Origin of the sequence: Mesorhizobium sp. C395A (assembly GCF_030323205.1) — a bacterium.
GTDB lineage: Bacteria > Pseudomonadota > Alphaproteobacteria > Rhizobiales > Rhizobiaceae > Mesorhizobium.
The window spans coordinates 997,782-1,023,221 of record NZ_CP100473.1 but is presented as its reverse complement, the minus strand read 5'-3'; the positions used below and the strand labels follow the sequence as shown (position 1 = coordinate 1,023,221).

Here is a 25,440-nt window from a genome sequence, read left to right as displayed (position 1 = left end):
ACGCGTGGTGGGTATCGTCACCGCTTCCCGGAGATTGCCCCGTGCCCGAAACCGCCAACCATCTCGCCTTCGCGCTGGTCTGCCTGGGCATGGTGCTGACGCCCGGGCCGAACATGATCTACCTGATATCGCGCTCGCTGTCGCAAGGCCCGAAGGCCGGGCTGATCTCGCTCGGCGGCGTGGCCGTCGGCTTTCTGTTCTATGTCGTATCGGCTGCGCTGGGCATCACCGCGCTGCTGCTTGCCGTGCCGTTTGCCTACGACGCACTGCGCATTGCCGGCGCGCTCTATCTGCTATGGCTCGCCTGGCAAGCGGTGCGGCCCGGCGGGCGCTCACCATTCCAGGTGCGCGAACTGCCGAAGGACAGGCCGCGCAAGCTGTTCGCCATGGGTCTAATGACCAATCTGCTCAACCCCAAGGTGGCGGTGCTTTATCTGTCGCTGCTGCCGCAGTTCATCTCGCTGGGCAAGGGCCATGTGCTGTCGCAGCTTCTGGTGCTCGGCGCCACGCAGATCTCGATCAGCCTGACGGTCAATGCCATCATCGCGGTAACGGCCGGTTCGATCGCCACCTTTCTTGCCGGACGGCCGCTATGGATGGTCATCCAGCGCTGGATGATGGGCACGGTGCTCGCCGCGCTGGCGCTTAAAATGGCGACCGACGCGCAACGCTGATCGGACGCAGCGCGCCGAGACTACATCGGCCGCCGACCTTCCCATTCGAATCGATCGGCCGAACCTGCACGGAGGCCAGCGATTGAGATTTTCGCGGCCCTGCCCGGCAAAAGCCATGATCGCCGCTAAGTCAGGCTCGCATGACAATGATCTGCAGCACCAATCACCCGCTCGCGCAAACCCGCTCTGGCGCAGCAAGTCCAAAACCAAACAGGCGCCTGCTGCTGATCGGCCTTGCAGCCATGGCCGGCCTCGCTGCTTGCAGCACGGTCTCGGTGCCGACCGGCGAAGGCGCCGGTGTGTCGTCCTCGGCCACCGCGACGCTGGCCGGCATCCGAGCTTCGGCCGGACTGCCGGCGCTGGTGCCGGACGCCCAGCTCGAGCAGGCCGCTCGGCAGCAGGCCGGCTATATGGCCTCACGCGAACGCATGAGCCACACGACTGGCTGGGGAAAGGATTTCGCGTCGCGGATGAAGGACAATGGCGTGCGGGGCGCCGCCGCCGAGAACATCGCGGAGGGCCGCTTCGACCAGCAGAAACTGTTCGACATCTGGATGCATTCGGCCGGCCACCGCCGCAACATGCTCGATCCGGATTTCAGCCGCTTCGGCCTCGCCTATGTACGCGACGGACGCGACAGCGCCATCCGCTACTGGAGCCTGGTGCTCGGAAAATAGCAGCCAGCGGTTACGGCGCGAGCCAGCCGTCAGCCTTTCGCGAGCAGCTCGCCGATATCCCCAGCCGACAGGGGTTCGCTGAAATAATTGCCCTGCACCTCGTCACAATTGTTCTTGCGCAGGAAGGCGACCTGGTCTTCCGTTTCGACACCTTCGGCCAGCACCCGAAGGTTCAACTTCTGCCCCAGGGAAATCACGGCGCCAGTGACCGCCTGATCGTTCTCGTCGGTCGCGAGATCGTTGATGAAGGACTTGTCGATCTTCAGCCGCGCCACCGGAAACGTCTTGAGGGCGCTGAGACTGGAATAGCCTGTTCCGAAATCGTCGATCGATATCTGCACGCCGAGCTTTTGCAGTCCGTTCATCGTTGCGACCGCCAGCTCGAAATCCTGCATGATCAGGCTTTCCGTCACTTCGAGCTCGAGATACCTCGCCTCCAGGCCGCTTTCCTTCAATGCGTTGACGACGCGGTCGATCAGGTTCTTCTCCCGGAACTGCCGCGCCGACACGTTGACGCAGACGGTTACGGGCGACAGACCGGCGCGCTGCCAGGCTTTGTTCTGCCGGCAGGCTTCGTGCAGGATCCAGTCGCCGAGCGGCACGATCAGCCCGGTCTCCTCGGCGGTCGGGATGAACATCGCCGGCGAAACCAGGCCTCGCGTTGGGTGGTTCCAGCGCACCAGCGCTTCGACGGCGAAAACCTGCCCCGATCGCAGATCCACCTGTGGCTGATAGTGCAGAGCGAATTCCGACCGGGCGAGCGCGTTTCGCAATTCCTCCTGAAGCAGGAATTTTTCATGTGCCGTTGAGTTGAACTCCGGGGCATAGAACTGGAAATTGTCGCGGCCGAATTCCTTGGCGCGATACATGGCGGCGTCGGCATTGGCCAACAGCGTATCCGGGCTGGTCCCGTCCTTCGGGTAATTTGCGATGCCGATGCTGGCCGTCGTTCTCAGCCGATGCTCTCCGACAAGAACCGGTTCCGCGATCGCATCCCTGATCGTCTGCAGGGTTTCCGAGACCACATCGACATTGGTGGTTTGGTCGAACAGGACGATGACAAATTCGTCGCCGCCAAGCCGCACGACGGTGTCGGTGGCCTTCACGCATCCAACCAAACGGCTGGCGACGGTCTTGAGGAGTTCGTCGCCGGCATTGTGGCCAAACGTATCGTTCACCAGTTTGAAATTGTCGAGATCGATGAACACCACCGTCATCCAGCGATTGTATCGCTGCGCGTAGAGGACCGCCTGGGAAAGCCGATCCTCCAGCAAAGCGCGATTGGGCAGGCCGGTCAGCGCATCATGGTTGGCCATGAAGTGGATCTGGTCTTCCGCCAATTTGCGCTCGATCGCGATGCCGGCAATGTGTGTGGTGAATTCGATCAGGCGGGTCTCGGCATGGGTGGGTTCGCGCACGGTCATCGAATACATGGCAAAGGCGCCCAACACGACGCCCCGATGCGACAGGATCGGGGTTGACCAGCACGAACGATAGCCATGGGGTGCCGCCAGTTCGCGGTAATCGTCCCAAAGCGGATCCTGCAGAATATCGGTGACAATGACCGGTTCCCGCCGGTAGATGGCGGTTCCGCAGGATCCCACCTTGGGACCGATGGCCGCCCCATCGATGGCGCTCGTATAGGCTTTCGCCAGGCCCGGCGCCGCACCGTGACGCAAATGAATGCCGTCCTTGTCGAGCAGCAGGACGGAACCGAATATCCCCTTCAACTGAGCCTCGACGAAGCGCATGAGGCGGTCGAGCACGTCCTCCAGCGGCGCGCTCGTGGCAATCATTTCGAGGATCTGCGCCTGCCCGCTGCGAAGGACATCCGCCTGCTTGCGGGCGGTGATGTCGTGGGCAATGCCAACCAGGCCGAAGATTTCATTTTGGCGATTGCGCAACGGCACCTTCGTCGACGAAAGCCATTTGCCGTTCCCCGACGCATCGACGACAAACTCTTCCGCGTCGATCACTGGTTGTCCGCTCTTGAGCAGGCGCTGCTCGACCAGGCGAAATTTCCGCGCAACTTCCGGGGGGTGGAGATCAAAATCGGTCAAACCGATCATGTCGCTGGTCTTGTTGCGGCCGCTATCGGTCGCAAGGGCGCTGTTGACCACGACGAAACGGCTTTGCGTATCCTTGACCCAGAGATAATCGGGCACCCAGTCGATCAGCGCCTGCAGCGAAATGCGCTCGTCGACGATCTGCCGATTGGCGAGGAGTTCAGTGATGTCCTCATGCGTGGCGATCCAACTGCCATCGGGCATGGGCTGGTTACGGATCTGGATTGTGCGACCATCGACAAGTTTGGCGGTCCAGAGCCGCGAAGCCTTGCCCGAATTGATCGAGCGAGCCGTTGCGAGATAGGTGTCGGCGGCCGTCGCCGCCGTGCCGGCGGCGACGCGGCGTTCGACTATTTCGCTCAGTGTCACGCCAGGCCGCAATTCCTCGGGCGCAATGCGGTAGATTTCCGCATAGCGCCGGTTGCTCAGGATCAGCCGTTCATCGGCATCGAAAAAGCAGATGCCTTGCGAAATATTCTCGATCGCAGTCTCGAAGCGCAGGGTCTGCCCTTCGAGACCCGCAATGGTCGTGCGAAGTTCTCCCTCGAGCGTATCGTAGGAAACGTCAGCCAGTCTTGCCAATGCGGCTACGCCCACCGGCCCGCGCGCCCCGACGGATCTTCTGGATGACTTCGTGACCAAACAGACCTCCTCCGGTTTGGCACCTGAAACAAGAAAGGGCCTCTGTCGTGCCAGACGAAAGTCGACTGACAATGTTACAGATGTGCTAATTCAAGATGAACTGTAACGGAATTGGAGGCGTCAGCAACCAGATACCAAAGGTGCAAATGTCATTTCAAATCAACTTCCAACGGCTCATTATCGATATTCTTTTGCACACGCGGGTTTTGACGATCATCCGAGCAACAAATCATCAGGGGCAACCAGCTTGCTGCCAGCGCTACCGGCGCCCGCCTCAATCCATATGCGCGGCAGGAGCGGCCGCGCCGGCCGGAGCGGTCTTCGGCTTGCGCAGCAGGAAGACAAACGGAATGGCAACCAGCGTCATCACCATCAGCAGTTTGAAGTCGTTGACGTAGGAGATCATCATCGCCTGGATGTTGACCATGCGGTCCACCTGCGAAAGTGCCGTCGGATCGCCGCCTGCTGCCGCCGGCGAGGCCGCCCACAAATTGGGGTTGAACGGGTTGATGAAAGCCGACAGTTCGGTGTGATTGACCTGCGTGTTGCGCACCATGAGAACCGTCACCACCGACACGCCGATCGACGAACCGAGATTTCGAACCAGGCTGAACAGGGCCGTGGCGTCGGTGCGGAAGCGCACGTCGAGCGTGGCGAAGGCCACCGTCGACAGCGGCACGAACACCATGCCCATGCCGAGGCCCTGGATGACGCCGGAGCTGAGGATCAGCCAATTGTCCATCTGCGGCGTGAAGGAGGACATGGTGTAGAGCGACTGCGCGGTGAGCAGAAAGCCGATGACGACGAGGATCCGGGCGTCGATCCTGCTCATGAGCCGCCCAACGACAAGCATCGAAATCATCGTGCCGACACCGCGCGGCCCCAGGACGACGCCGATGGTCACGGTCGGATAGCCGAAGATGGTCGACAGCATCGGCGGCAGCAGCGACATCGAGGCCAGGATCAGCACGCCCATGACGAAGATGAAGGCCAGACCGGTGACGAAATTGCGGTCGAGGAAGATCTTGGGGTCGATGAAAGGACGTTCCGCCGTCAGTGTGTGGATGATGAACACCCAGAAGCCGGTGATCGAAAGAGCAAGCTCGATCCAGATTTCGACCGAGGAAAACCAGTCGACCTCGCCGCCGCGGTCGAGCAGCAGCTGCAGTGCGCCGACGCCGAGCGAAATCATGGCGAAACCGAAGAAATCGAAGCTGCGTATCCGCCGGGCAATGACCGGCAAATAGGCTGCCATGCCGAGGAAGGCGATGATGCCGACCGGCAAATTGATGAAGAACACCCAGCGCCAGTTGAAATTCTCGGTCAGCCAACCGCCCAGCGTCGGACCCAGGATCGGCCCCAGCATGATGCCGGCGCCCCAGATGGCCATCGCCTGGCCGTGGCGTTCCCTGGGGTTGATGTCGAGCAGGAAGGTCTGCGACAGCGGCACGATGGCTGCGCCGAACACGCCCTGCATCAGCCGGAAGAACACAATGCTCTCCAGGCTCCAGGCAATGCCGCACAGCATCGAGAACACGGTGAAGCCGACAACCGCCGCCAGGAACAGTTCCTTGCGGCCGAAGCGGTCGGCCAGCCAGCCGGTCACCGGCGTCATGATCGCGGCGGCAACGATGTAGGAGGTCAACACCCAGTTGATGTTGTCGGGCGACGCGCCGAGGTCGCCGGTCATGGTCGGCAGCGCGACATTGGCGATCGTGGTGTCGAGCGCCTGCATGACCGTCGCCAGCATCAGCGCCACGGTGATCAGGCCGCGATGCGGCACTTCCTTGAAAGGTTCTGGTTTGGTCATGATGCGGAACTTCCGACAGGTAACAAAAACGTGTACATTAGGTTTCCGGGCGGCGAGGCCTTCTCTGGTGAAGAGACCCTCATCGCGGTGGGACGCGACCTATCGATGTGGGGGTTACATCGATCGAAGGTCTCGACACATCAGGCGCTTGCCGCCCGGAAATCCAAGGTCCGAAGGATGGGCGCCGAAGTGGTCCAGGTTCTGGGCAGGCCGCGATGCGGCCCGGTCCAATCCACCCCTCGTTCAACCTGCCGTCGGACCGATCCTGTCATCTCAACTTCACCTCGCCTGCGGCGGGCGTTCTGCCGGGCCGTGTTCCTGCTTTTCGAGATCACGGTCCATTCACAGTCTATTGTGCTTCGCCTGCGGTGGCGTGGCCGAAGATAGCGGGGAACCCGCGAGCAACGCCGGTATCCACCGTAACCGAGGCGCTCATACCGGTGCGCAGCGCCATTTTGGCGTCGGCATCGGTCAGCTCCAGGCGCACCGGAATGCGCTGCGTGACCTTGACCCAGTTGCCGGTGGCGTTTTGAGCTGGCAGCAGCGAAAACTCCGCGCCGGTGCCGGCGCCGATCGCCTTGACGGTGGCTTCGAAAGTTCTGCCCGGATAGGTGTCGACGACGATCTCGGCCTTCTGGCCAGGCTTCATGTGGGTAAGCTGGGTTTCCTTGAAATTGGCATCGATCCAGATGTCGCCGGTCTCGACCAGCGCAAACAGCGGCGTGCCGGAACCGACATACTGGCCGACCTTGAACGAGGAGGCCTGGCTGATGACGCCGTCGGCCGGCGCCTTGACCGTGGTCTGCGCCAGATCGTAGGCGGCCTTGTCGCGCGCGGCGAGTGCGGCCATCACGGTCGGATGCTTGTCGGTCTCGATATCGGGATTGCCGGCGAGAGCCGCCTTGGCGCTGATGATGCCTTGCTCGGCAACGGCCAGTTGCTGCCTGGCCTTGTCGAGATCGTTCTTGGCCTCGTCCAGCGACGATTTGGCGTTGATGCCCTTCTGGGCAAGGTCGGCGGCGCGGTCATATTGCGACTGCGCGTAGTCGACCTGGCTGGCATCGGACTTTTCCTGCGCCAGTGCCTGGCTGTAGGCGGCGCGCAGCTGTTCGATTCCGACGCGTGCGACTGCGACCGCCGCGTCGGCCTGCGCCAACGCGATCCGGTAGGGCTCGGGGTCGACGGCAAACAGCACATCGCCCTGCTTGACCTGCTGATTGTCTGAGATGCCGACCTGAACGATGCGGCCGGCCGTGTCCGAGGCGATCGACACCTTGGCCTGCTGCAAATTGGCGTTTTCGGTCTCCTGATAGCGGCCGCCAGTCACCCAGACGTAGCCCCCGCCAATGGCCAGTGCCGCCGGCAGGGCGACCATCAGCAGCAGGCGGCCGAGGCGGCGCTTCTTGACCGGAGCCGGAGCGGGCTGCACCGGGGGAGCCACAGCGACAGGTGCTGCGGCCGGCTGTGCAGGCGCTTCGGCGGCAGGCTGTGCCGGCGTCTCGATCTTGGTTACATTCTCGTCTAGCTTGGCTGCCGCGTTCATGCTGCTGCCCCTTCCGTACTCTTCAAGGACGACGTCTCGCCGTCCGCCAGGTTTTGCACGATGGTGTCCAGCGCCCGGATCAGGACGCGGCGGTCGTCCGGCGAAACGCCGACCAGCGATTCCTCATAAACTTCGCCAGCAAGGCTTTTGACCTCGGCATAGGCCGCGTTCGCCTTGGCTGTCGGGAAGATCATGCGCACGCGCCGGTCAGTTGCATCGGAGCGCCGTTCGATCCAGCCGCCCTCCTCCATCCGGTCGACGAGGCGTGAAACGCTGATCGGCTCGATTTCGAGAAGTTCGGCGAGGCGAGCCTGGGCGACGCCGGCCTCCTTGGCGACGCGAACCAGAAGCCGCCATTGTGCCGAGGAAAGGCCAAGACCGCTGGCGCGCGCCTCGAAGCGCTTGCGCATGAGGCGCTGCACGTCGTGGATCAAAAAGCCCAATCTATCTATGCCGTCGGAAACCATGAGCGGTATATATTATAAGCGTGCTTACCATTCAAGGTGCCGCATTGCGCCAGAGCCGAAAAAGAGGGATGGCAGCCATGCAGATGCGGTCATGGCGCTGTCAATGACGGTTGCGGATGACCTCCCGACCGAGACGTGAATTGCCGTCGAGAACGCCGCGAGAAGAAAGGTCGTCTTGCGCGTCCTCTCCACCGGCACACCTAGGCTTTCGGCGGCATTTTCGCCGGCGGGGAAGGCATCGAGCCGGCGGTGGTTCCACAGGGCATAGGCAGGATGGTGCCCGCACCCAGCGCGCCCGGATATTGTCCCAGCGAGCCAGGCCGAGGCCGCCCAGCAGCGGCTTTCCACGATGGTGACCTGCCACAGTCGACCAGCGCCCTTCGATTTTACGACAGGCGCAATTTCGATCAAACTGGCCTCGCAAAAAGCCGACAAAATGTGCCGCCAAATGCGAGGAGACCTATGAACCCGACCGAGAAAGCGCTGTGGTTTGTCGAGAGCCATCTGCCGGAAGCGATCTCGCTTGAAGATGTCGCGCAAAGCAGCGGCGTCTCGCGCTTTCATGTGACGCGCGCCTTTGGCGCCGCCACCGGCCGTTCGGTGATGGGCTATATGCGCGCGCGCCGGCTGACCGAAGCGGCGCGCAAGCTGGCTTCCGGCGCGCCCGACATCCTCGCGGTCGCGCTCGATGCCGGCTACGCCTCGCACGAAGCCTTCACCCGCGCCTTCCGCGACCAGTTCGGCACGACGCCGGAACTGGTGCGCGCGCAGGGCAGCCTCAGCAATCTCGATCTCGTGGAGCCGATCCTGATGGACCAGTCCTTTCTCGCCTCACTGCCGCCGCCGCGCTTCGAGACCGGCCGTCCCTTCCTCATTGCCGGCCTCGGCGAGCGCTACAGCTGCGAAACCAGCGCGGCCATTCCGATGCAGTGGCAACGCTTTGGGCCCTATATCGGCAACATCCCGGGCGAGACCGGCGACGTCGCCTATGGCGTCTGCGTCAATGGCGACGATGCCGGCAATTTCGACTATATCGCCGGGGTCGAAGTTTCGGATTTCTCGGACCTGCCGAAGGAGCTTTCGCGGGTGCGGGTGCCGGCGCAGAAATACGCCGTGTTCACCCATGCCGACCACATCTCCACCATCCGCCGCACCGTCAACACGATCTGGAACAAATGGCTGCCGGCCTCGGGGCACGATATAGCCGACGGCCCCGAATTCGAGCGCTACGGCCCGGAGTTCGATCCGCGCAGCGGCAATGGCGGACTGGAGATATGGGTCCCGGTGGCCTGAACGCCGCTACAGCTCCAGGTTCCAGTTCTGGCCGACCAGATCCTTGCCGAAGGCGTGATGGCGCTCTTCGTCCACCAGCCTGAAGCCGGCACTCTCGTAGATGTGGCGGGCGGCGGTCAGGATGTCGTTGGTCCATAGGGTCAGCGTCGTGTAGCCCTTGGCACGAGCAAAGCCGATGCACTCCTGAACCAGCCGCTTGCCGATGCCGAGGCCGCGCGCCGATGGTTCGACATAGAGCAGGCGCAGCTTCGCCACCGCGTCGGATTTGCGCACGACGAAGACCGAGCCGACCACCTCCCCTTGCCGTTCGGCAATCCAGCTGCGTTCCCATTCTGGATCGAAGGATTTTACGAAGGCGCCGAGGATTTCGGCGACCAGCGCCTCGTAGGTTTCGTCCCAGCCATAGTCCTGTGCGTAGATCTGTCCTTGGCGGCGCACCACCCAGCCGATGTCGCCGACCTGCAAGGGGCGCAGCAAATACGGCACTTTGGACTCCGGGCTGTCGCCCAGGAGTTGCTGCACCGTCTGCATGGCCTTGACCAGCCGGTCCTGTTCGGCAGCAGGAAGCCGCTCCAGCAAGGCCGCGACCTGGTCGTGCGAAGCCCGGTTCAGCGGCGCGAAGGCCTGCCGCCCCACCGGCGTCAGCGTGATCGACGACTGCCGCGCATCCGACGCCAGCGGCGCGCGCGCAATCAGCTGCAGGTGCTCGAACTTCTTCAGGAGCCGGCTGACATAACCGGCGTCGAGGCCGAGATCGCGGATGAGATCGCTGGCGGTCAGGCCATCGCGATGCGCCAGTTCGTAGAGCACCCGCGCCTCGGTCAGCGAGAAGTCGCTTTTCAGCAGGCCTTCGTCGAGCAGACCTATCTGGCGGGTGTAGAAGCGGTTGAAAGCCCGCACCGCGTCGATGCGTTCCTTGCCGGGTTGATGATGGATCGTCATGGGAAGCCTCCTGCCCCATCAACGATCGGTCATTTATTTGACTTAGTCAAGTATCGAGGAGATGCTCCCCGGTCGTGTCTCAGGCGATGGCGCGGCGGCGCCGTGCGATCAGGACGAACAGGCCGAGCAGCACAACGCTGGCCGCAGCACTGGCGGCGGCAAATTCCGGCACCGGCCGAAAATCCTTGCCGTCGATCAGCAGCGATGCCGCGACCGGGCCGATCGCCAGACCGAAAAGCTGGGCCGCCGGCACCAGAAGCACGGCCGTGCGCGTCTCGTCGGCGGTGATCGCCAGCCGGATCTGATAGGGCACGATGAACAGAAGGATGAAGCCCATGATCAAGGCCGCGACCCAGAAAACCGTCAGGCCGGGGCTGCCGGCGAGCATCACGGAACTGGCGACGGCGACCACGCCGATCGCCACGATGGCGAAGCGGTAATCGATGCGCGCCTCGAAGACGGTAGCCGTCATTGCGCCCAGCACCTGCAATGCGAGGTTGGCCGAGACGATCAGGCCGACGGTGCGGCCATCGATGCCGTATTGTGCGCCAAGTGGCTCGAGAAACGCCCAGACCGAGCCGAAGAACATGAAGTAGCAGAAGACGCTCAGCAAAGCGGCAAGCGAAGGAACGGTCAGCACATTGCTGAACTGTTCCTCCTTGGGCAGGTCGGCATAGCTATCCGGGACGATGAAGGCGACGGCCACCGAGGCGATGCAGACGACGGCAAGAACGATGAAGCCGCCCGCCGATCCGGCGGCCGGGATGACGTAAAGCGCCAGCAGCAGGGCAAGGGCGCATTGCGCCAGGGTCTGAAGGGTGACGAAGAAGCCGCCGATGCGCTCGGCCCGGCGTGAACGGGCGATCAGTTCCGTGGCGACCGCCACCAGCCCACCCTCGGCGAGGCCTGCCACCGCGCGGGCGGCAATCAGCGAGGTCGAGGTCAGCGCATAGGCGGTCGCCCCGTTCGCCAGCGCCAGCAAGAGCAGAAGGACGGCACTTTTCAAGCGCATATTGTGGGCGGACAGCATCATGGCGATGGCCGCCGATCCGATGCCGATGGCGATCATCTCCGCCGTGGCGACCAGCGCGAGTTCGTCACCGCTGACATGCCCTTCGGTGTAGAGCGCGCCGAGAAGCACCGGCTGCAGCCCGAGAATGAGCAGGCCGACCGAGCCGATCCACAATGCCGAGGCGAGTTGCGCCCCAGTGGGGTTGCCGACCAGCCAGTCGCCGTTCCCGGCATCCGCGTTACCAGCAGAAGTCACGGTCGCCTCCCAACGTCCTTGCCTGACGGCAAAAAAACTGACAGTCTGTCAGCATTTAGAAACTGATACTCGATCATATTCGTTTGTCAATCAGTAGCGGGACTTGGCACCAACAAGGCTGGGGATGGTCTTGGCGATCGAATGGTCTGGGCGATCGAGAGGATGGCGGCATGAACGAAGCAGTGCAGATGACGACCGAACCGAGGCGCAGGCCCAAACAGGAGCGCAGCCGCGAGCGCATCGACGCCATCCTGTCGACGACCATGCGGCTGATCGGCGAGAAAGGCATCGACGCCGTCACCATGAAGGAAGTCGGCGCACAGGCCGGCGGGCCGATCGCCACCGTCTATCATTACTTCCCCAACAAGTCGGCGATCCTGGCGATGCTCTACGAGCGATTCTCCGAAGTGAGCCGCGCCCGGCTTGCCGCGATCGTTGCCGACGTCGGCGGGCTGAGCGACGTTATCGCTGCGGCCGACCGGCTGCTCGACGACTACTATGAGCGCGTCGCCGGCGACCCCGCCATTCAGGACCTGCAAAACGCCATCCAGGCTGACAAGGCGCTGAAGAATCTCGACATCGCCGAAACCCGGCGCCAGGCGACGATGTTCTGCGACCATGTCGGCCCCTTTCTCGCGCCAGAGCGACGCAATGAGTTCGGCCGTATGGTTTTCCTGATCTTCCAGCTGGCCGGCGGCGTCGTGCGCATGGCGCTGACCCAGAACCAGGAGGAAAGCCGCCACACCATCGAGGACTACCGGTCGATCATCCATACGCAGCTGGGGTTGTTCCTCTAGCGCCCGATTCGACCCCGTCCGGTCTGGTGGATGAGGTTTTCGAAGCCGTCGGCCAGGTTGGCGGTGCCGGCGGCAACGATCTTCGACAGGTTCCTGGCGCGACCTGGGGTCTTGTTGGCATCGAGCAGCACCGCCCTGCCCTCATGCAGGACAAAGTCGAATTTGCCATAGTCGAAGCCCAGCTTCCGACGCAAGGCGCGCAGTTCGTCGGGAACCGCAACCGGCTCCCGGCGGACGGTGTCGTCGCCCTTGACCAGACGCTGCGGCGAGACATAGCGGGTGCAGCGCTCCCGATCGCCGCAGAATATCCAGAACCGTGCCGCAAACCCGTCGGGCTCGATTTCGGGAATGAATTTTTCCACGATCAGGTCGGCACGCCTGAAAATCTCCGGCGCCACATCGGCCAGCGAGGCATGCACCTGATAGCGGTCGAAGGTCTGCGCGCCCGGAAAAGGCACTGCCTTGCCGGCGCGAACGGATTTTCGGTTGAGCTGCTCCTCGGGCGTCCCCCAATGATTGAGGTTGCTCTTGACGATGACCTGGCCGCTCCAGTTGGCACCCTCCTCGAGGATCGCACCGCTGATGCGGCGCTTGGAAATGTCGGTTGCACCAAGATTGAGACAAATCGGAAATCCGCGCGCGTAGTCGACATAGTCCGATGGCGTCACTGTCGCGTCGACATGCAGGACGGCAATATCGGCGTTATGACTTGCCGAGGGTCCACGCATGATCTGCACGGAGTGACCGCGCCGTTTCAACTCCGCCAGGACGTCGAACAGCATGTAGGGGCTGTGCTGGCGCAGCAGGAGGCCCCGCCGGCTCTGGAAGCGGTCAAATTCATGCGTTATGACGGCAATGCGGGCCATGGCCTTTCCTGCATGAGGTAACTCGCAAGGCAACCAACAGCCTGGAAGGAAATATGTCCAGCCTTTCCCCAAACCGTTCCGCATGACTGAGCATTGGGACGCAATTCGCCGTCATTGGCGGCTTCTCGGGTCGCCGCTGTGTCCGCCCCCGGAAGCTGTCGCCGCCTATGAGCGCGAACTTAGGCTGCAATCAGTCGATGTGGTGCTGCTCGGGGTCACGCCGGAGCTTGCCGGCCTCGGAAGGACCATGCTCGCGATCGACGAGTCCACTGCCATGATATCGGGCATCTGGCCGGGCGATACCGCCTCACGCAAGGCGGTGATCGGCAACTGGCTGGAGTTGCCGCTGGGCGACGAAAGCGCCGGGGCGGTGATCGGCGACGGCTGCCTGTCGGCGCTGGACTCCTCGGTTGCACGGCAGGCGCTGCTTGCCGAGATCGCGCGTGTACTGAAGTCCGGTGGGCGGGCTGCATTGCGCGCCTATGCAAGTCCTCAGGTACAGGATGATCTGCAGGAGGTCCGGGCGCTGACGCTTTCCGGTGGTGTCGCGACCTTCCACGAACTCAAATGGCGCATTGCCATGGCTTGTGCAGGCAGCGATCCCGACCGCGCCATTCCGGTGCGGGCGATCCTCGATGCCTTCGATGCGCTGTTTGCCGACCGGGAGGCCCTTGCCGCGACGACCGGATGGGAGATGCCGGTGATCGGCACCATCGATGTCTATGCGAATTCGCAGACTGTCTACAGTTTCGCCCCGGCGGCGACGCTGGTCGAAGAGGCGAGCCGGTTTTTCGGCCGTGTCCGCCTCGCACCGACAGGGGCTTATGGGCTGGCGGAACGATGCCCGCTTCTGGTGCTTGAATCGCCGCGGCGCCCGTAGGGTCTGCCGTCGGATCGCGGCACGGCTCCAATTGGCACAATTGTGCTCACCGTTCGCCTTGACTCTCGAAAGCCACGCGCTTATTTCAGCGCGACGTTAGCACTCTCTCCAGGTGAGTGCTAACGCACATCCGGCACCGCCGGATCGAGGAACAGCTCTCACCGTTCTCATTCGAGGAAGAAAAAATGGCAAAGTCGAAGTTCCGCCCGCTTCATGACCGCGTGGTCGTACGCCGGGTCGAATCCGAATCCAAGACCGCCGGCGGGATCATCATCCCGGATACGGCAAAGGAAAAGCCGCAGGAAGGCGAGATCATCGCCGTCGGCTCCGGCGCTCGCGACGAAGCCGGCAAGCTGGTCCCGCTGGACGTCAAGGCCGGCGACCGCATCCTGTTCGGCAAGTGGTCGGGCACCGAAGTCAAGCTCAATGGCGAAGACCTTCTGATCATGAAGGAATCCGACATTATGGGCATCATCGGCTGATTATCGGCCTCACCGTCAACTGAATTTCGGGCTTGATCGCAAGCCCCCTGCCAGGAGCTAAAAAATGGCTGCTAAAGACGTAAAATTCTCCCGCGACGCCCGCGAGCGCATGCTGCGCGGCGTCAACATCCTCGCCGACGCAGTGAAGGTCACGCTCGGCCCCAAGGGCCGCAACGTCGTCATCGACAAGTCGTTCGGCGCACCGCGCATCACCAAGGACGGCGTCACCGTCGCCAAGGAAATCGAGCTTGAAGACAAGTTCGAAAACATGGGCGCGCAGATGGTCCGCGAAGTTGCTTCGAAGACCAACGACATCGCCGGCGACGGCACCACGACCGCGACCGTCCTGGCGCAGTCGATCGTCCAGGAAGGCCACAAGGCCGTTGCCGCCGGCATGAACCCGATGGACCTGAAGCGCGGCATCGACCTGGCCGTGACCGAAGTCGTCGCGGCTCTCGGCAAGGCTGCCAAGAAGATCAAGACCTCCGAGGAAGTTGCCCAGGTCGGCACGATCTCCGCCAATGGCGACGAGTCGGTCGGCGCCATGATCGCCGAAGCGATGCAGAAGGTCGGCAATGAAGGGGTCATCACGGTTGAAGAAGCCAAGACCGCCGAGACCGAGCTGGAAGTCGTCGAAGGCATGCAGTTCGACCGCGGCTATCTCTCGCCCTACTTCGTCACCAACGCCGACAAGATGGTTGCCGAGCTCGAGGACGTCTACATCCTCCTGCACGAGAAGAAGCTCTCCAACCTCCAGGCCATGCTGCCGGTTCTCGAAGCCGTCGTGCAGACCTCAAAGCCGCTGCTCATCATCTCGGAAGACGTCGAAGGCGAGGCTCTGGCCACGCTGGTTGTCAACAAGCTGCGCGGCGGCCTGAAGATCGCCGCCGTCAAGGCGCCGGGCTTCGGTGATCGCCGCAAGGCCATGCTGGAAGACATTGCCATCCTCACCGGTGGCCAGGTCATCTCGGAAGACCTCGGCATCAAGCTCGAGAATGTCGGCCTCAACATGCTCGGCCGCGCCAAGAAGGTGTCGATCTCCAAGGAGAACACCACCATCGTCGACGGCGCCGGCAAGAAGGCCGAGATCCAGGGCCGCGTTGCCCAGATCAAGCAGCAGATCGAAGAGACCACGTCGGACTACGACAAGGAGAAGCTGCAGGAACGTCTGGCGAAGCTCGCCGGCGGCGTTGCGGTGATCCGTGTCGGCGGCGCGACGGAAGTCGAAGTCAAGGAAAAGAAGGACCGCGTCGATGACGCTCTCAACGCGACCCGCGCGGCCGTGGAAGAAGGCATCGTTGCAGGCGGCGGCGTCGCTCTCCTGCGCGCTTCGGCCAACATCAAGGTCACCGGCGTCAATGCCGACCAGGCTGCCGGCATCAACATCGTTCGCCGTGCGCTGCAGGCTCCGGCCCGCCAGATCGCGGCCAACGCGGGTGCCGAAGCTTCGATCGTTGCCGGCAAGATCCTCGACAACAAGGGCGCGACCTACGGCTACAACGCCCAGACCGGCGAGTATGGCGACATGATCGCCATGGGCATCGTTGACCCGGTCAAGGTCGTTCGTACCGCTCTCCAGGACGCGGCTTCGGTCGCCGGCCTGCTCGTCACCACCGAAGCCATGATCGCGGAGGCTCCCAAGAAGGAGTCTGCTGGCGGCGGCATGCCTGGCGGCATGGGCGGCGGCGGCATGGGCGGCATGGGCGGCATGGATTTCTAATCCAAGCTATCTGGCTTATGCATACGGAAAGGGCGCCGAGAGGCGCCCTTTTTGTTTTGGAAAGCGGATGGTTAGGCGGCGCTGTCCGCCTGCCGCGCAACCTTGCCTGCAAGCACCGCCTGCTCGACAAGCGCCGCCACCTCGTCGGCCACCACCAGCACCGGGCCACGATCGCGGGTGGCCCTCGCAATCACCATCAGCCCTTCCAGCGAGGATTCGACCAGCAGTGCCAGGGCATGCGCCCGGCGTTCGGGCACTCCTGCCCTGACAAAGGCCTGTCGCAGCAAGCCGATCCATTGCTCGAAAGCCGATCGGCAGAGTTCCGCCAGTTCCGGCACATCGGTGGGTGAATCCAGCACCACCGGCGCGATGGGGCAACCCAGCGAAAAATCATTGTCCTCCAGCATGCGCCCGACCGACTGGTAGATGTGATGGACGGCCACTGCAGGATCGCTCTCGGCTGCCAGTGCTTCGCCCAGCCTTTTCGTGACGTCGGCAACGCTGTTGCGCGTCACCTCGATGACCAGTTGGTCCTTGCCGCCCGGGAAATGAAAATAGAGCGAGCCGCGCGGCGCCCCGCTGGCGCCCAGAATGTCGTTGAGCGAGGTGCCGTGATAGCCGCGCTGCCTGAGCAACAGGCCTGTGGTCTCGAGTATGCGGGTGCGGGTGTCGTTGGCCATGTCAACCTCTGTCAGCAGTGACGCATTATAGGCCTTGCCAAGAATATGACAATCGGTCTATATAATATGTAGATCAGTCTATATAATATTAAGGAGAGTGACATGCGCAGCTACCGTCTTGGAGGGTTTGGTGGAACCGAATCCCTGGCGATGCGCGAGGAGGCGCGGACGGAACCGAAACCGCATGAGATCGTGGTGCGAGTCCGCGCCGCCTCGCTCAATCGGCGCGACACGATGATCCTTGGCGGCACCTATCCGTTGCCGCCGCGGCAAGGCATCGTGCCGCTGAGCGACGGCGCCGGTGACGTCGTCGCAATCGGCGATGCCGTTACCCGTTTTGCCGTCGGCGACCGCGTCACCGGCAGCTACTTCGCCCGCTGGATCGATGGCCGCATCAATGCCGGTCTGATCGACCAGCTCGGCTGTACGCTGGACGGCATGCTGACTGAGTTTGCCGTGCTCGACGAACAATGGGCGGCGCGACTGCCCGATCATCTGAGCTGGCACGAAGCGGCGACGCTGACCTGCGCCGGCGTGACGGCCTGGAACGCGGTGACCCGGACCCGGATTCCGAAGCCCGGTCAATGGGTTCTCACCATCGGTTCGGGTGGCGTTTCGCTGTTTGCTCTGCAGTTCGCCAAGTTGCTCGGCTGCCGGGTTGTCGCCATCACATCGCGCGCGGAGAAGGCCGACAGGCTGCGGGCGCTGGGCGCCGACCTCGTTGTCTCCAGCACCGACATACCGGAATGGGGCGGCTGGGCGCGCGAGCAGACAGGCGGCATTGACCTCGTCGTCGAAACCGGCGGCCCGGCCACCTTCGCGCAGTCGCTGATTGCCAGCACGCTCTATGGACACATCGTGCTGCTGACGCTGCAGGACGCCAGTGGCAGATCGATCGAGATGCCGGCAGCGCTTTATCAGCGCAGCCTCGCCACCATCAGCCGCCTGTTCGTCGGCAGCCGCAGCAATCTCGAGGCCATGCTGCGCGCCGTGTCGCAGCATCGCCTCAAGCCCGTTATCGACAGGGTCTTCCCCTTTGCCGAAGCCCCCGAAGCGTACCGCCACTTCCAGCAGGGCGACGTGTTCGGGAAGGTTGTCATCGACTGCGCCTGACCCAATTGTCCGCTTTTCAACCCCGAACCAGGAGAACGACCATGACCATCCGTGAAGCTTCCGCAGAATGGCAAGGCACGCTGAAGGAAGGCGGCGGCCGTCTGCGGCTTGGCAGCGGCGTCTTCGAAGGCGCCTATTCCTTTCCGTCGCGGTTCGAGAACGGTCCGGGCACCAATCCCGAAGAGCTGATCGGGGCAGCACATGCCGGCTGCTTCTCGATGGCGCTGACCTTCATCCTCGGCCAGGAAGGCCACGTCGCCCGCACCATCCGCACCGTCGCCAAGGTGCATCTCGGCGCGACCGCCGCCGGGCCGACGATCACCCGCATCGAGCTCGAAACGGAGGCGGAGGTCACGGATCTCGCCGAAGACGAGTTCGAACGCCTGGCGCAGTCGGCCAAGGCGACTTGCCTCGTCTCGCGCGCCTTGGCCGGCGTGCCTCAGATCACCCTAAAGGCCGTGCTGGTCAAAGCCGTCAAAGATCAATGAAACCGGGAGAATATGATGAAACAGGAGCTTATCATGGACGCAGCCGGGAATGATTTGTCCCGGCAGACGGCCGAGATCATGCATCGCTTCAACGATGTGTTCCAGCTGCACGATCCGTCCGCGCTTGCCGAGTTGGTGGCGCGGGATTGCGTTATCGAAAACACCGTGCCGGCGCCGGACGGCGCCCGCCATGCCGGCAAAGAGGCATGCATTGACCTATGGTCGGCGATCGCCACCCAGCCCGGGACGCGCTTCGACCTCGAGGAAACCTTCGTCGCCGGCGAACGGGCGACGATCCGCTGGCGCTACTTCATGGCCGGCGGCAACTCCATCCGCGGCGTCAATCTGATGCGCGTCGCGGATGGGCTGATCGTCGAGGCGATGGGTTACGTTACGTCAAGGGATAGAAGCGTTGTCACGGAGGTGGCGCAAAAGCGCGCAGGCAGTGAAACGGTGCTCACCAAACTGAGCGAACTGATGTTTGTCGACGTGTTGCGCCGTTAATTGGAATCGCTGCCGCCACAAACCACGGGATGGCTGGCTGGCCTGCGCGATCCGCACCTGGCGAGGGCACTGGCGCTGATCCACGACCGGCCGGCGCATAACTGGACGGTGGAGGCGCTGGCGAAGGACTCCGCGCTGTCGCGCAGCGTGCTCGCCGAACGCTTCACCAGGCTGGTCGGCATGCCGCCAATGCATTATCTCGCCAAATGGCGCATGCAGATCGCCTCGGAGCTGCTCAGCGCCGGCTCCAGCAACATGGCCAGCATCGCCGCTGAAATCGGCTACGAATCCGAGGCAGCGTTCAGCCGCGCCTTCAAGAAGATGATCGGCCTTCCGCCCTCGGCCTGGCGTCTAGGCATCCGGACCGGATCCGGAACCGACGAAGAGTAGGCCGAGGCCTGGCAGCTCCTGTTCTATCGATCAGCCAGCGCCAGCTTGGCGCCGAGCATGACAAAGGCGCCGGCGAAGGTGCGGCGCATCCAGGTCAGCACCATCGGCCGCGACACGACATGGCTGCGGATCGAGGCGGCAAAGATGCCGTAAGCGACGAAGACGACGAAGGTCAGCAGCATGAAGACGCTTGAGAGCTCCAGCATCTTGGCAAATGCGTTCGGTTCGGTCGTGCTGACGAATTGCGGCAGGAAGGCAAAGAAGAAGATCGACAGCTTCGGGTTCAGGATGTTGATCAGGATGCCGGAGGTGATGACCTTGGCTGCCGAGCGGGGTGCCGCGTTTTCATCGACGCTCAGGCCGCCCTTCTCCTTCAGCGTGTTCCAGGCCATGTAGAGGAGATAGGCGACGCCGAGATATTTCAGCGTCTCGAAGGCGACAGCACTTGTGTGCAGCAGCGCCGCCAGGCCGGTGATGGCGGCGGCCATATGCGGGATGATGCCAAGCGTGCAGCCGAATGCAGCAGTGATCGAGGCGCGCGCGCCTCGCGAAAGCCCGGCGCTCAGCGTGTAGAGAACGCCGGTGCCGGGCGAAGCCACGACGATCAGCGACGTCAACAGGAATTCGATGCTCATGGTTCCTCCAACGCCCTGCCCGTGGTGGAAGCTATCGGGGGATGTGGGATCAGGCAAGGTGGGCGTCGGCTAGATCGTTGGCATCCCGTGCGCCTTGCGCGCCATCAGGCAATCGTCGCCGCCAGGCATGCAGGCGTGGCAGACGTCCGGGCGGATCTCGTAGATGCCGCAGGCCGTGTGCTTGCCGATCTCGCCCGTAAGCGCCGAACAGCGCACGCCCTCGCAGCGCATGCCGGACAGGTCGGCGGACACGAACTTTTCCGGAATCCGGTCAAGTTGCGCATCGTCCTCGGTCGAGAAGCGCGGCCATTCGGCCGAGTAGGAGCAGCAGGCGCCGCAGCTCTGGCAATCGAAGATTGCGGCCGCGCCGGCGTCCTCGTCGCCAGACAAAAAGTCGGTGGCGCCAGCCAGGCCGGCAGGCGCTATGGACCGACGACCGGCATCTTGCGGCAAGGCGCTATTTCTTCTTCTTGCCCTTCGGCGCGTCCGCCGGCGACTTGAACAGGTCGGTCGCAGCCTCTGTGGCCTCGGCGGCCTTTGGCGCGGCAGCGGGCTTGGCCTGCTTTGCAGTGGCAGCAGCCGGCGCTGCCGGCTGATCCTTGGTGGAAAACTTTATGGCCATGTCAGTCCTCGTCGGAAAAGCGCGATGATGGTGCGCGCGGATTGCGCAAGCGGCCGATCAGCGCCGAGACCGCTGTGATGTTCATTTCCTCGGGCGACCAGTTCCTCGCCTCGGCAATGTGGTGCGCCGCCAGTTCGCGATGCGTGCTGCCGCTATAGGCGGCATCCTGGTAGGTCACGCGCTTCTGGGTCTTTTTGTCCTCGCGGACATATTCGACCAGATAGTTCGGAGCTTCGGCACGGCCGCGCACGCCGACGCGCACCTGGGCATCGCCATGCGCGCGCTTGCAGCGCTCAAGCTTTTCCAGCACACGGCGGACATATTCGACCGGCTTGTCCAGGCCCGGGACCATGGACGCTATGGTCGCATCGGCATCGATCGGCGTCGGCGGTACGCGCTTGGTGGCCATCAGCGTTTGCCTGCCCGCTTCGGCAGCGCCGCAAGGGCTGCGGCCGCTGCCATGTCGTCGGCTTCCTTTTCCTTGCGCAGTTCGCGCAAGCGCGCGGTCTTGGCTTCGCGCGCCTCGCTGACGGCATCACGCTCGGACAGGATGCGGTTGAGTGACATCGACTGGGTTTGCGTCTTGCTGAACAGCGAGCCGGCCTGGTCGGCGGTCTTGGATTGAGTGGTCAAAACTTTCTCCTGTCGGGAGCCTGGTGCCGATAGAGCGAGAGCGGTCTTCGATTACGACCAAAGCAATACGGCAGCGGGGCAGTATGGGCGGTTCAGATTGCTGGAGCGTCCCTTAGCACGTTCCGGCCGGCGTGCGGCGCACTTTTAGCGGCACGACGCACAAAATGAAAAAGGCCAGGCACCGCCTGACCTTCCATGAAAGCGCCGCGCATCCAGTTGGATGCGCAAGGCGCTCCTTTCAGCCTTTCATCGGTGCCAGTACATCCGTGGTCACCGGAAGGCCGAATTCCTTATCAGGCCGCCTTCAACTGGTCGGCGGACATCTTGCCCGACTTGTTGTCGCGGGTCATCTCGTAGCCGAGCTTCTGACCCTCGACGATGTCACGCATGCCGGCGCGCTCTACGGCCGAGATGTGGACAAAAACGTCGGCGGAGCCGTCGTCAGGCTGAATAAAACCAAAACCTTTGGTGGCGTTGAACCATTTCACTGTGCCGGTGGCCATGAAGAACCCTTTCCCTGGCAAATATTCGTTCACCATCGTGCGACTGCACAACAGCGTTTTGTCTCGATTTTTGATGGGGAAGTTCGTCAAAGGCGCGCATCATGCGCGGATAACAAAAGTCGGTCAAACAAATATCGACATGTTTCTTATAGACTTCTCTTAGCGCCGAGTCAATTTCTGGTTTGGCCACAGCCCAAATTCAACCTGAGGATGCCTGAGGCATAAGCCTCAACTGACGAGGTGGCGGAGCGCAAGGCGTTCCCAAAAAATATTCCACGCCCCGGAACCAATCGCAAGCCGGCGCATTTCCGTGGTGTCAGCAATTCAGAGAGCAATCTCGGTAATGCTGGCAAAAGGACGCCTCCCGCACATTAAACGGTGCGAGAGGCGTTCTTGTATGTGCCGTTGTCTGACACAATTCCCAAGGGAAAACCGTTTCACACTTTTCCTTAAACTTACGCTCGCCTACAGGATCGCGCTGATCAGCGGCAGGATCTCGTAGCGGAAACTGCGGCCGGAGCTCGACACCGGATCGCCGTCGGTGACCGCTCTTGCCTCGGCTTCGCTGCCGACACGCAGGATCAGCAGACTCCAAGGGCCGGCCGGGTCGGCGACCGGCCCGGCGAGGATCATGGTGCCCTCGGCAAGCTTGCCGCGCAGATAGTCGGCAGCCGGCCCATCAACTCCCTCTCCTCCTCCGTCAGGGTGAAGGCGAAGTCCGGCCGAGGCGGGATCAGCCGGCAGTGGAAGATTGTGGCGCGGTAGTCTCACGCGGTCCATCATTGCTGGCCATCGGTCACTCACCGTGATGTCATTAGTGGTCCTATTCATCCGGGCCGGGTTCCGGCCAAGTCTCCTTCGCCGCTTCCGCATACCAGTGCCGCATCGCCGGCGTTGCCAACACGGCGTCGACATAGGCGCGCGTGTCGGGTGCGAGTTCGCCGCCATATGTGTCGAAGCGGGTGACGACAGGTGCATACATGGCATCGGCCGCGGTGAAATGACCGAACAGGAAGGGGCCGCCCTTGCCGTATTGTTCCCGGCACTGGCGCCAGATCGTTTCGATGCGCGCGCGCTGCATTTCGCCTTCGGCGTCGAGCGGCTTGTGGCCCTTCGGCCGGCGCAAATTCATCGGCCAGCCATAGCGCACCTCGCGAAAGCCGGAATGCATCTCGGTCGCCACCGAGCGGGCCAGCGCTCGGGCGCCGATATCCTGAGGCCAAAGCTTTTTCTCCGGAAACAGGTCGGCGAGATATTCAAGGATGGCAAGGGTTTCCCAGACAATCCTGCCATTGTGATTCAACACTGGCACAAGGCCGGTGGGCGAGACTTTCGCCAGAGCGGCAAAGGTTTCGGGCGTGCGCAGGCGCACGAAACCTTCCTCGAACGGGATCTCCAGATGCTTCATCGCCACCCATGGCCTCAGCGACCAGGACGAAAAGCACTTGTTGGCGATGATGAGCGTAAATTCAGCCAAGGCGTTCTCCCCAAAATTTCGTCACACTAGTCACACGATACGACCCGGCAAAGCGTTTCGGCGACCATATAAGCGACCAGATGCGACGATGATCGGCCGCCCAGGGAACCTAAGCCAAGCCGGCCCGTTTGCCTCCTGCGAATGAATCCCCGGAATCCCAGGAGATGCAATGATGGTGAACAAGGATCAGGTTGCCGGCGTGGCCAAGCAGGTCAAGGGCTCGGTCAAGGAGGCCGGCGGCAAGGCGACCGGCAACAGGCAGACCCAGGCCGAAGGCACTGCAGACAAGACCGCCGGCAAGGTGCAGAAGGTCTATGGCGACGTGAAGGACAAGATCAAAAAGGCGCTCTGACCCGATCTCGCAGGCAATGAGGAAGGCGGCTCAAGGCCGCCTTTTTCTTGTCAGAGGCTGAGGCTCTTGCTGAAGGCGCTGGTGAACTTGACCTCGCCCTGGTCGCCCGCCGCCTCGCCCAGCACCACGTCCATGCTGTCCCCGGTTACCCTCACCAGCGCGAAGCCGCCCATATAGGCGGCCTTCGGCTTGAACAGGTCGAGGCCATCGCTTTTGTAGATCATCGGCACTTCGTGCTGATGGCCATGGAAGATGGCGATGACATTGTAGCCCTTCAGCGCCGCCAGCAGCGCCTGGCGGTCGGCCTCGCTCCACCAATGCGGCGCGCCTGCGCCGTCATCGTCATAGGTGCGCTTGGCCGGATCCCAGCGCTCGACCGAGAAAGTGTCCCAGCCATAGTGCTGGAACAGGATGACGGGACGGCCATCCGCCGCGTAGGTCGCCAGATCCTGCGTCAGCCACGGCAGGCTGCTCACCGCGCCACGGCCGGTGTCGCCGGCAAAGCGGTGAGTCTGGACGAGATGCAGGCCGCCCCAGTCCCAGGAATAGCAGTCGGTGTCGACATCGTATTCGGTGGCCGGCACCGGCGGCTTGAAGAACACGCCGGGGCGGTGGTTGATCTCGACATAGTCGCGCAATTCACGCCGGTACCAGTCGACATGGGGCGGCGAGCCGTTCTGGTCGAGATCGTGATTGCCGAGCCCGACATAGACCGGCATGTGCACGCGATCGGGGCCGACGCCCTGTTGATAGCGCTGGCTGAACTGCAAAAGCTGCGTGCCTTCGCTGGGCTCGGTGATCTGGCCGCCGCCATCGTCGGTGATGTCGCCGCCGACAACGAGGCCGAGCGGCGCATCGATGCGGCTGCCGGCCGAACGCCGGCGGGTTGCAACGCCATCGATCTCGACTGGCCATTGCCGGCCGGCCAAGCCATTGAGGACAGCGACATTGCGCAACAGCGCGGCATCGGTCTTGCCTTCCTCCAGGCAGTTGGGGCTGAGGCCGCTCGACATGCGGCAGGCATGGACGTCGGCGATGAACAGAAAGGTGGCGTCGATGGGCTGGATGCGCTTGCCGGTCTGGCCAAGCGCGGCGCGCGGCAGCATGCCAGCCATGGTAAGGCCGGCTGCCTGTGCGAGGAAATTGCGACGGGAGAGGACGAGCTTGCGATTCATGACCTGAAATTCAGCACAGCCGGCGCCCCACCGTCCAGTTGCCAGGAATGGCAGGTCGACACGGCACTGAGGCTCTGGCATTTCTTGGGTCATGCTGGCGCGCAGCAAATACAAGCAGAGGGGGAGGATTTCATGAGAGCCGTTTCGATAGGCGTGGTGCTGGCTGGGTTGCTGCCGGCGGCTGCGGTGCATGCCGCCGATTGTGTCGACGCAAAATCGGCCAAGGCCGGCTTCGTTCTGGAAATGCCCGGCGTCCGCAGCGAGTTTCGGCCGGTGGCCGGCGGCATGGTCTCCGTTGCCAACACCTACGAATCGCAATCGCCGCAGACACAGTTCCTGTTTGCCGGCCTGGTCGAAGTGTTTCGCGACAGCGATACCGGACGGGTGGCGACGATCCCGTTTTCCGATCTGCGAAAACTGTTTCCACTGAAGACGGGAGCCAAGAGCACGATCGAATTCGTCGAGCTGTCGCCGAACAAGCAGCCGAAGAGCACCAAGACGCTGAGCCTGGTCGTCAAGGGCAAGGAGACGTTCAGTGTCGGCGGCTGCAAATACAACGTGCTGGCCGTCACGGAGAACCTTCAAGAACGGCGCCGGCGAAACGCTGGACACATTCACCGCGCTTTATGCGCCCGATCTGCATGCGTCCCTCGCCCGGCGCTACGACGAAGGGACCAGCGCGGAATCGGTGAACGGTTACGAGACGATCAAGCCGCTTTCCGACTAGAACAGCGCAGTTCCG

General features: G+C 62.9%; 31 protein-coding genes. 13 read left to right on the top strand and 18 right to left on the bottom strand.

The genetic code is table 11. The features are described 5' to 3' along the window. Window positions 1-41: 41 nt before the first annotated feature. Window positions 42-674 carry a LysE family translocator gene (locus tag NLY37_RS05055; protein WP_023742986.1) on the top strand — a complete coding sequence of 211 codons (633 nt, stop codon included), beginning with the start codon at window positions 42-44 and terminating at the stop codon, window positions 672-674. A gap of 146 nt (window positions 675-820) precedes the next feature. Next, window positions 821-1,351 (top strand): CAP domain-containing protein, encoded by a 531-nt coding sequence (locus tag NLY37_RS05050; RefSeq protein WP_023689553.1) that lies wholly within the window; start codon window positions 821-823, stop codon window positions 1,349-1,351. 29 nt (window positions 1,352-1,380) lie between these two features. On the opposite strand, the gene NLY37_RS05045 is transcribed toward NLY37_RS05050, so the two are convergent. The 5 genes from NLY37_RS05045 to NLY37_RS05025 form a co-directional block, all read right to left on the bottom strand. Further along, a complete protein-coding gene (locus tag NLY37_RS05045; RefSeq protein WP_023742987.1) occupies window positions 1,381-3,999 on the bottom strand; it encodes an EAL domain-containing protein in 2,619 nt (872 codons plus the stop codon). 334 nt (window positions 4,000-4,333) lie between these two features. Further along, entirely contained in the window at window positions 4,334-5,869 is a 1,536-nt protein-coding gene (locus NLY37_RS05040; RefSeq protein ID WP_023705730.1) for a DHA2 family efflux MFS transporter permease subunit, read from the bottom strand. Window positions 5,870-6,218: 349 nt separating this feature from the next. Further along, complete coding sequence (locus NLY37_RS05035) at window positions 6,219-7,412, bottom strand: HlyD family secretion protein (protein WP_023705729.1); 1,194 nt, start codon at window positions 7,410-7,412, stop codon at window positions 6,219-6,221. Further along, a complete protein-coding gene (locus NLY37_RS05030) occupies window positions 7,409-7,879 on the bottom strand; it encodes a MarR family winged helix-turn-helix transcriptional regulator (RefSeq protein WP_023705728.1) in 471 nt (156 codons plus the stop codon). The genes NLY37_RS05035 and NLY37_RS05030 overlap by 4 nt, the downstream gene beginning before the upstream one ends. 24 nt (window positions 7,880-7,903) lie before the next feature. Further along, window positions 7,904-8,290, bottom strand: a complete 387-nt coding sequence (locus NLY37_RS05025; protein WP_023742988.1) for an iron chelate uptake ABC transporter family permease subunit — start codon at window positions 8,288-8,290, stop codon at window positions 7,904-7,906. A gap of 51 nt (window positions 8,291-8,341) precedes the next feature. Between NLY37_RS05025 and NLY37_RS05020 the strand changes: the two genes are divergently transcribed. Continuing rightward, complete coding sequence (locus tag NLY37_RS05020; RefSeq protein WP_023742989.1) at window positions 8,342-9,172, top strand: AraC family transcriptional regulator; 831 nt, start codon at window positions 8,342-8,344, stop codon at window positions 9,170-9,172. 6 nt (window positions 9,173-9,178) lie between these two features. Here the strand turns inward: NLY37_RS05020 and NLY37_RS05015 are convergent, their stop codons facing one another. Further along, the gene (locus tag NLY37_RS05015; RefSeq protein WP_023742990.1) at window positions 9,179-10,114 is read right to left on the bottom strand and encodes a bifunctional helix-turn-helix transcriptional regulator/GNAT family N-acetyltransferase; all 936 of its coding nucleotides are present in this window, start codon (window positions 10,112-10,114) and stop codon (window positions 9,179-9,181) included. 79 nt (window positions 10,115-10,193) lie between these two features. Then, a complete protein-coding gene (locus NLY37_RS05010; protein WP_023700643.1) occupies window positions 10,194-11,381 on the bottom strand; it encodes an MFS transporter in 1,188 nt (395 codons plus the stop codon). 170 nt (window positions 11,382-11,551) lie between these two features. On the opposite strand from NLY37_RS05010, the gene NLY37_RS05005 reads away from it, so the two are divergent. Beyond that, a complete protein-coding gene (locus tag NLY37_RS05005; RefSeq protein WP_023682986.1) occupies window positions 11,552-12,178 on the top strand; it encodes a TetR/AcrR family transcriptional regulator in 627 nt (208 codons plus the stop codon). Here the strand turns inward: NLY37_RS05005 and NLY37_RS05000 are convergent. After that, window positions 12,175-13,044: a hypothetical protein gene (locus NLY37_RS05000; protein WP_023742992.1), complete on the bottom strand. Its 870-nt coding sequence runs from the start codon at window positions 13,042-13,044 to the stop codon at window positions 12,175-12,177. The two genes, NLY37_RS05005 and NLY37_RS05000, sit on opposite strands and share 4 nt — an antisense overlap. An 82-nt stretch (window positions 13,045-13,126) precedes the next feature. Between NLY37_RS05000 and NLY37_RS04995 the strand changes: the two genes are divergently transcribed. The 3 genes from NLY37_RS04995 (at window position 13,127) to groL (ending at window position 16,126) form a co-directional block, all read left to right on the top strand. Further along, on the top strand, window positions 13,127-13,924 hold the full coding sequence (locus tag NLY37_RS04995; protein WP_023708524.1) for a class I SAM-dependent methyltransferase: 798 nt from the start codon (window positions 13,127-13,129) through the stop codon (window positions 13,922-13,924). Window positions 13,925-14,109: 185 nt separating this feature from the next. Further along, window positions 14,110-14,406, top strand: a complete 297-nt coding sequence (groES, locus tag NLY37_RS04990) for a co-chaperone GroES (protein WP_006203049.1) — start codon at window positions 14,110-14,112, stop codon at window positions 14,404-14,406. Between the two features lie 64 nt (window positions 14,407-14,470). After that, entirely contained in the window at window positions 14,471-16,126 is a 1,656-nt protein-coding gene (gene groL, locus NLY37_RS04985; protein WP_286441671.1) for a chaperonin GroEL, read from the top strand. A gap of 71 nt (window positions 16,127-16,197) precedes the next feature. Here groL and NLY37_RS04980 read toward each other — a convergent pair whose 3' ends face one another. Further along, on the bottom strand, window positions 16,198-16,806 hold the full coding sequence (locus NLY37_RS04980) for a TetR/AcrR family transcriptional regulator (protein WP_023697706.1): 609 nt from the start codon (window positions 16,804-16,806) through the stop codon (window positions 16,198-16,200). A gap of 102 nt (window positions 16,807-16,908) precedes the next feature. Between NLY37_RS04980 and NLY37_RS04975 the strand changes: the two genes are divergently transcribed. Genes NLY37_RS04975 through NLY37_RS04960 form a run of 4 tightly spaced genes read left to right on the top strand, consistent with a single transcriptional unit; the run spans window position 16,909 to window position 19,301 of the window. Continuing rightward, window positions 16,909-17,919, top strand: a complete 1,011-nt coding sequence (locus NLY37_RS04975) for a zinc-dependent alcohol dehydrogenase family protein (protein WP_031246516.1) — start codon at window positions 16,909-16,911, stop codon at window positions 17,917-17,919. A gap of 41 nt (window positions 17,920-17,960) precedes the next feature. Next, window positions 17,961-18,407 carry an OsmC family peroxiredoxin gene (locus tag NLY37_RS04970; protein WP_023689922.1) on the top strand — a complete coding sequence of 149 codons (447 nt, stop codon included), beginning with the start codon at window positions 17,961-17,963 and terminating at the stop codon, window positions 18,405-18,407. A 33-nt stretch (window positions 18,408-18,440) separates the two neighbouring features. Further along, complete coding sequence (locus NLY37_RS04965) at window positions 18,441-18,911, top strand: nuclear transport factor 2 family protein (RefSeq protein WP_502882093.1); 471 nt, start codon at window positions 18,441-18,443, stop codon at window positions 18,909-18,911. Continuing rightward, entirely contained in the window at window positions 18,912-19,301 is a 390-nt protein-coding gene (locus NLY37_RS04960; RefSeq protein WP_023742997.1) for a helix-turn-helix transcriptional regulator, read from the top strand. 23 nt (window positions 19,302-19,324) lie between these two features. Here NLY37_RS04960 and NLY37_RS04955 read toward each other — a convergent pair whose 3' ends face one another. The 8 genes from NLY37_RS04955 to NLY37_RS04920 form a co-directional block, all read right to left on the bottom strand. Next, window positions 19,325-19,936, bottom strand: coding sequence for a LysE family translocator (locus NLY37_RS04955; RefSeq protein ID WP_023689918.1), 612 nt, complete (start codon window positions 19,934-19,936; stop codon window positions 19,325-19,327). A gap of 69 nt (window positions 19,937-20,005) precedes the next feature. Beyond that, window positions 20,006-20,389 carry a YkgJ family cysteine cluster protein gene (locus NLY37_RS04950; protein WP_023709379.1) on the bottom strand — a complete coding sequence of 128 codons (384 nt, stop codon included), beginning with the start codon at window positions 20,387-20,389 and terminating at the stop codon, window positions 20,006-20,008. Between the two features lie 4 nt (window positions 20,390-20,393). Beyond that, window positions 20,394-20,558, bottom strand: coding sequence for a hypothetical protein (locus NLY37_RS04945; RefSeq protein ID WP_023705711.1), 165 nt, complete (start codon window positions 20,556-20,558; stop codon window positions 20,394-20,396). 1 nt (window position 20,559) lies between these two features. Continuing rightward, window positions 20,560-20,967 (bottom strand): hypothetical protein, encoded by a 408-nt coding sequence (locus NLY37_RS04940; protein WP_023742998.1) that lies wholly within the window; start codon window positions 20,965-20,967, stop codon window positions 20,560-20,562. Then, a complete protein-coding gene (locus NLY37_RS04935) occupies window positions 20,967-21,191 on the bottom strand; it encodes a hypothetical protein (RefSeq protein ID WP_023671503.1) in 225 nt (74 codons plus the stop codon). The genes NLY37_RS04940 and NLY37_RS04935 overlap by 1 nt, the downstream gene beginning before the upstream one ends. A gap of 293 nt (window positions 21,192-21,484) precedes the next feature. After that, window positions 21,485-21,694: a cold-shock protein gene (locus NLY37_RS04930; protein ID WP_023671502.1), complete on the bottom strand. Its 210-nt coding sequence runs from the start codon at window positions 21,692-21,694 to the stop codon at window positions 21,485-21,487. A 465-nt stretch (window positions 21,695-22,159) separates the two neighbouring features. Continuing rightward, entirely contained in the window at window positions 22,160-22,465 is a 306-nt protein-coding gene (locus NLY37_RS04925) for a YciI family protein (protein ID WP_245271008.1), read from the bottom strand. Between the two features lie 52 nt (window positions 22,466-22,517). Further along, window positions 22,518-23,171 carry a glutathione S-transferase family protein gene (locus tag NLY37_RS04920; protein WP_023694694.1) on the bottom strand — a complete coding sequence of 218 codons (654 nt, stop codon included), beginning with the start codon at window positions 23,169-23,171 and terminating at the stop codon, window positions 22,518-22,520. Between the two features lie 172 nt (window positions 23,172-23,343). Between NLY37_RS04920 and NLY37_RS04915 the strand changes: the two genes are divergently transcribed. Next, window positions 23,344-23,523, top strand: a complete 180-nt coding sequence (locus tag NLY37_RS04915; RefSeq protein WP_023671498.1) for a CsbD family protein — start codon at window positions 23,344-23,346, stop codon at window positions 23,521-23,523. A 50-nt stretch (window positions 23,524-23,573) separates the two neighbouring features. Here NLY37_RS04915 and NLY37_RS04910 read toward each other — a convergent pair whose 3' ends face one another. After that, window positions 23,574-24,698, bottom strand: a complete 1,125-nt coding sequence (locus tag NLY37_RS04910) for a metallophosphoesterase (protein ID WP_023743002.1) — start codon at window positions 24,696-24,698, stop codon at window positions 23,574-23,576. Between the two features lie 535 nt (window positions 24,699-25,233). Between NLY37_RS04910 and NLY37_RS04905 the strand changes: the two genes are divergently transcribed. Beyond that, window positions 25,234-25,425: a hypothetical protein gene (locus NLY37_RS04905; protein WP_023743004.1), complete on the top strand. Its 192-nt coding sequence runs from the start codon at window positions 25,234-25,236 to the stop codon at window positions 25,423-25,425. Window positions 25,426-25,440 lie beyond the last annotated feature (15 nt).

Bases quoted from the DNA above. Each gene is read 5' to 3' on its own strand.
- NLY37_RS04915 (WP_023671498.1), top strand. From the start codon at position 23,344: ATGGTGAACAAGGATCAGGTTGCCGGCGTGGCCAAGCAGGTCAAGGGC.
- NLY37_RS05035 (WP_023705729.1), bottom strand. From the start codon at position 7,412: ATGAACGCGGCAGCCAAGCTAGACGAGAATGTAACCAAGATCGAGACG.
- NLY37_RS04940 (WP_023742998.1), bottom strand. From the start codon at position 20,967: ATGGCCACCAAGCGCGTACCGCCGACGCCGATCGATGCCGATGCGACC.
- NLY37_RS04930 (WP_023671502.1), bottom strand. From the start codon at position 21,694: ATGGCCACCGGCACAGTGAAATGGTTCAACGCCACCAAAGGTTTTGGT.
- NLY37_RS04980 (WP_023697706.1), bottom strand. From the start codon at position 16,806: ATGGCCAACGACACCCGCACCCGCATACTCGAGACCACAGGCCTGTTG.
- NLY37_RS04965 (WP_502882093.1), top strand. From the start codon at position 18,441: ATGGACGCAGCCGGGAATGATTTGTCCCGGCAGACGGCCGAGATCATG.
- NLY37_RS05030 (WP_023705728.1), bottom strand. From the start codon at position 7,879: ATGGTTTCCGACGGCATAGATAGATTGGGCTTTTTGATCCACGACGTG.
- NLY37_RS04975 (WP_031246516.1), top strand. From the start codon at position 16,909: ATGCGCAGCTACCGTCTTGGAGGGTTTGGTGGAACCGAATCCCTGGCG.
- NLY37_RS04945 (WP_023705711.1), bottom strand. From the start codon at position 20,558: ATGGCCATAAAGTTTTCCACCAAGGATCAGCCGGCAGCGCCGGCTGCT.
- NLY37_RS05000 (WP_023742992.1), bottom strand. From the start codon at position 13,044: ATGGCCCGCATTGCCGTCATAACGCATGAATTTGACCGCTTCCAGAGC.
- NLY37_RS05040 (WP_023705730.1), bottom strand. From the start codon at position 5,869: ATGACCAAACCAGAACCTTTCAAGGAAGTGCCGCATCGCGGCCTGATC.
- NLY37_RS04910 (WP_023743002.1), bottom strand. From the start codon at position 24,698: ATGAATCGCAAGCTCGTCCTCTCCCGTCGCAATTTCCTCGCACAGGCA.
- NLY37_RS05050 (WP_023689553.1), top strand. From the start codon at position 821: ATGATCTGCAGCACCAATCACCCGCTCGCGCAAACCCGCTCTGGCGCA.
- NLY37_RS04970 (WP_023689922.1), top strand. From the start codon at position 17,961: ATGACCATCCGTGAAGCTTCCGCAGAATGGCAAGGCACGCTGAAGGAA.
- NLY37_RS05005 (WP_023682986.1), top strand. From the start codon at position 11,552: ATGAACGAAGCAGTGCAGATGACGACCGAACCGAGGCGCAGGCCCAAA.
- NLY37_RS04955 (WP_023689918.1), bottom strand. From the start codon at position 19,936: ATGAGCATCGAATTCCTGTTGACGTCGCTGATCGTCGTGGCTTCGCCC.
- NLY37_RS05015 (WP_023742990.1), bottom strand. From the start codon at position 10,114: ATGACGATCCATCATCAACCCGGCAAGGAACGCATCGACGCGGTGCGG.
- NLY37_RS04995 (WP_023708524.1), top strand. From the start codon at position 13,127: ATGACTGAGCATTGGGACGCAATTCGCCGTCATTGGCGGCTTCTCGGG.
- NLY37_RS05020 (WP_023742989.1), top strand. From the start codon at position 8,342: ATGAACCCGACCGAGAAAGCGCTGTGGTTTGTCGAGAGCCATCTGCCG.
- groL (WP_286441671.1), top strand. From the start codon at position 14,471: ATGGCTGCTAAAGACGTAAAATTCTCCCGCGACGCCCGCGAGCGCATG.
- groES (WP_006203049.1), top strand. From the start codon at position 14,110: ATGGCAAAGTCGAAGTTCCGCCCGCTTCATGACCGCGTGGTCGTACGC.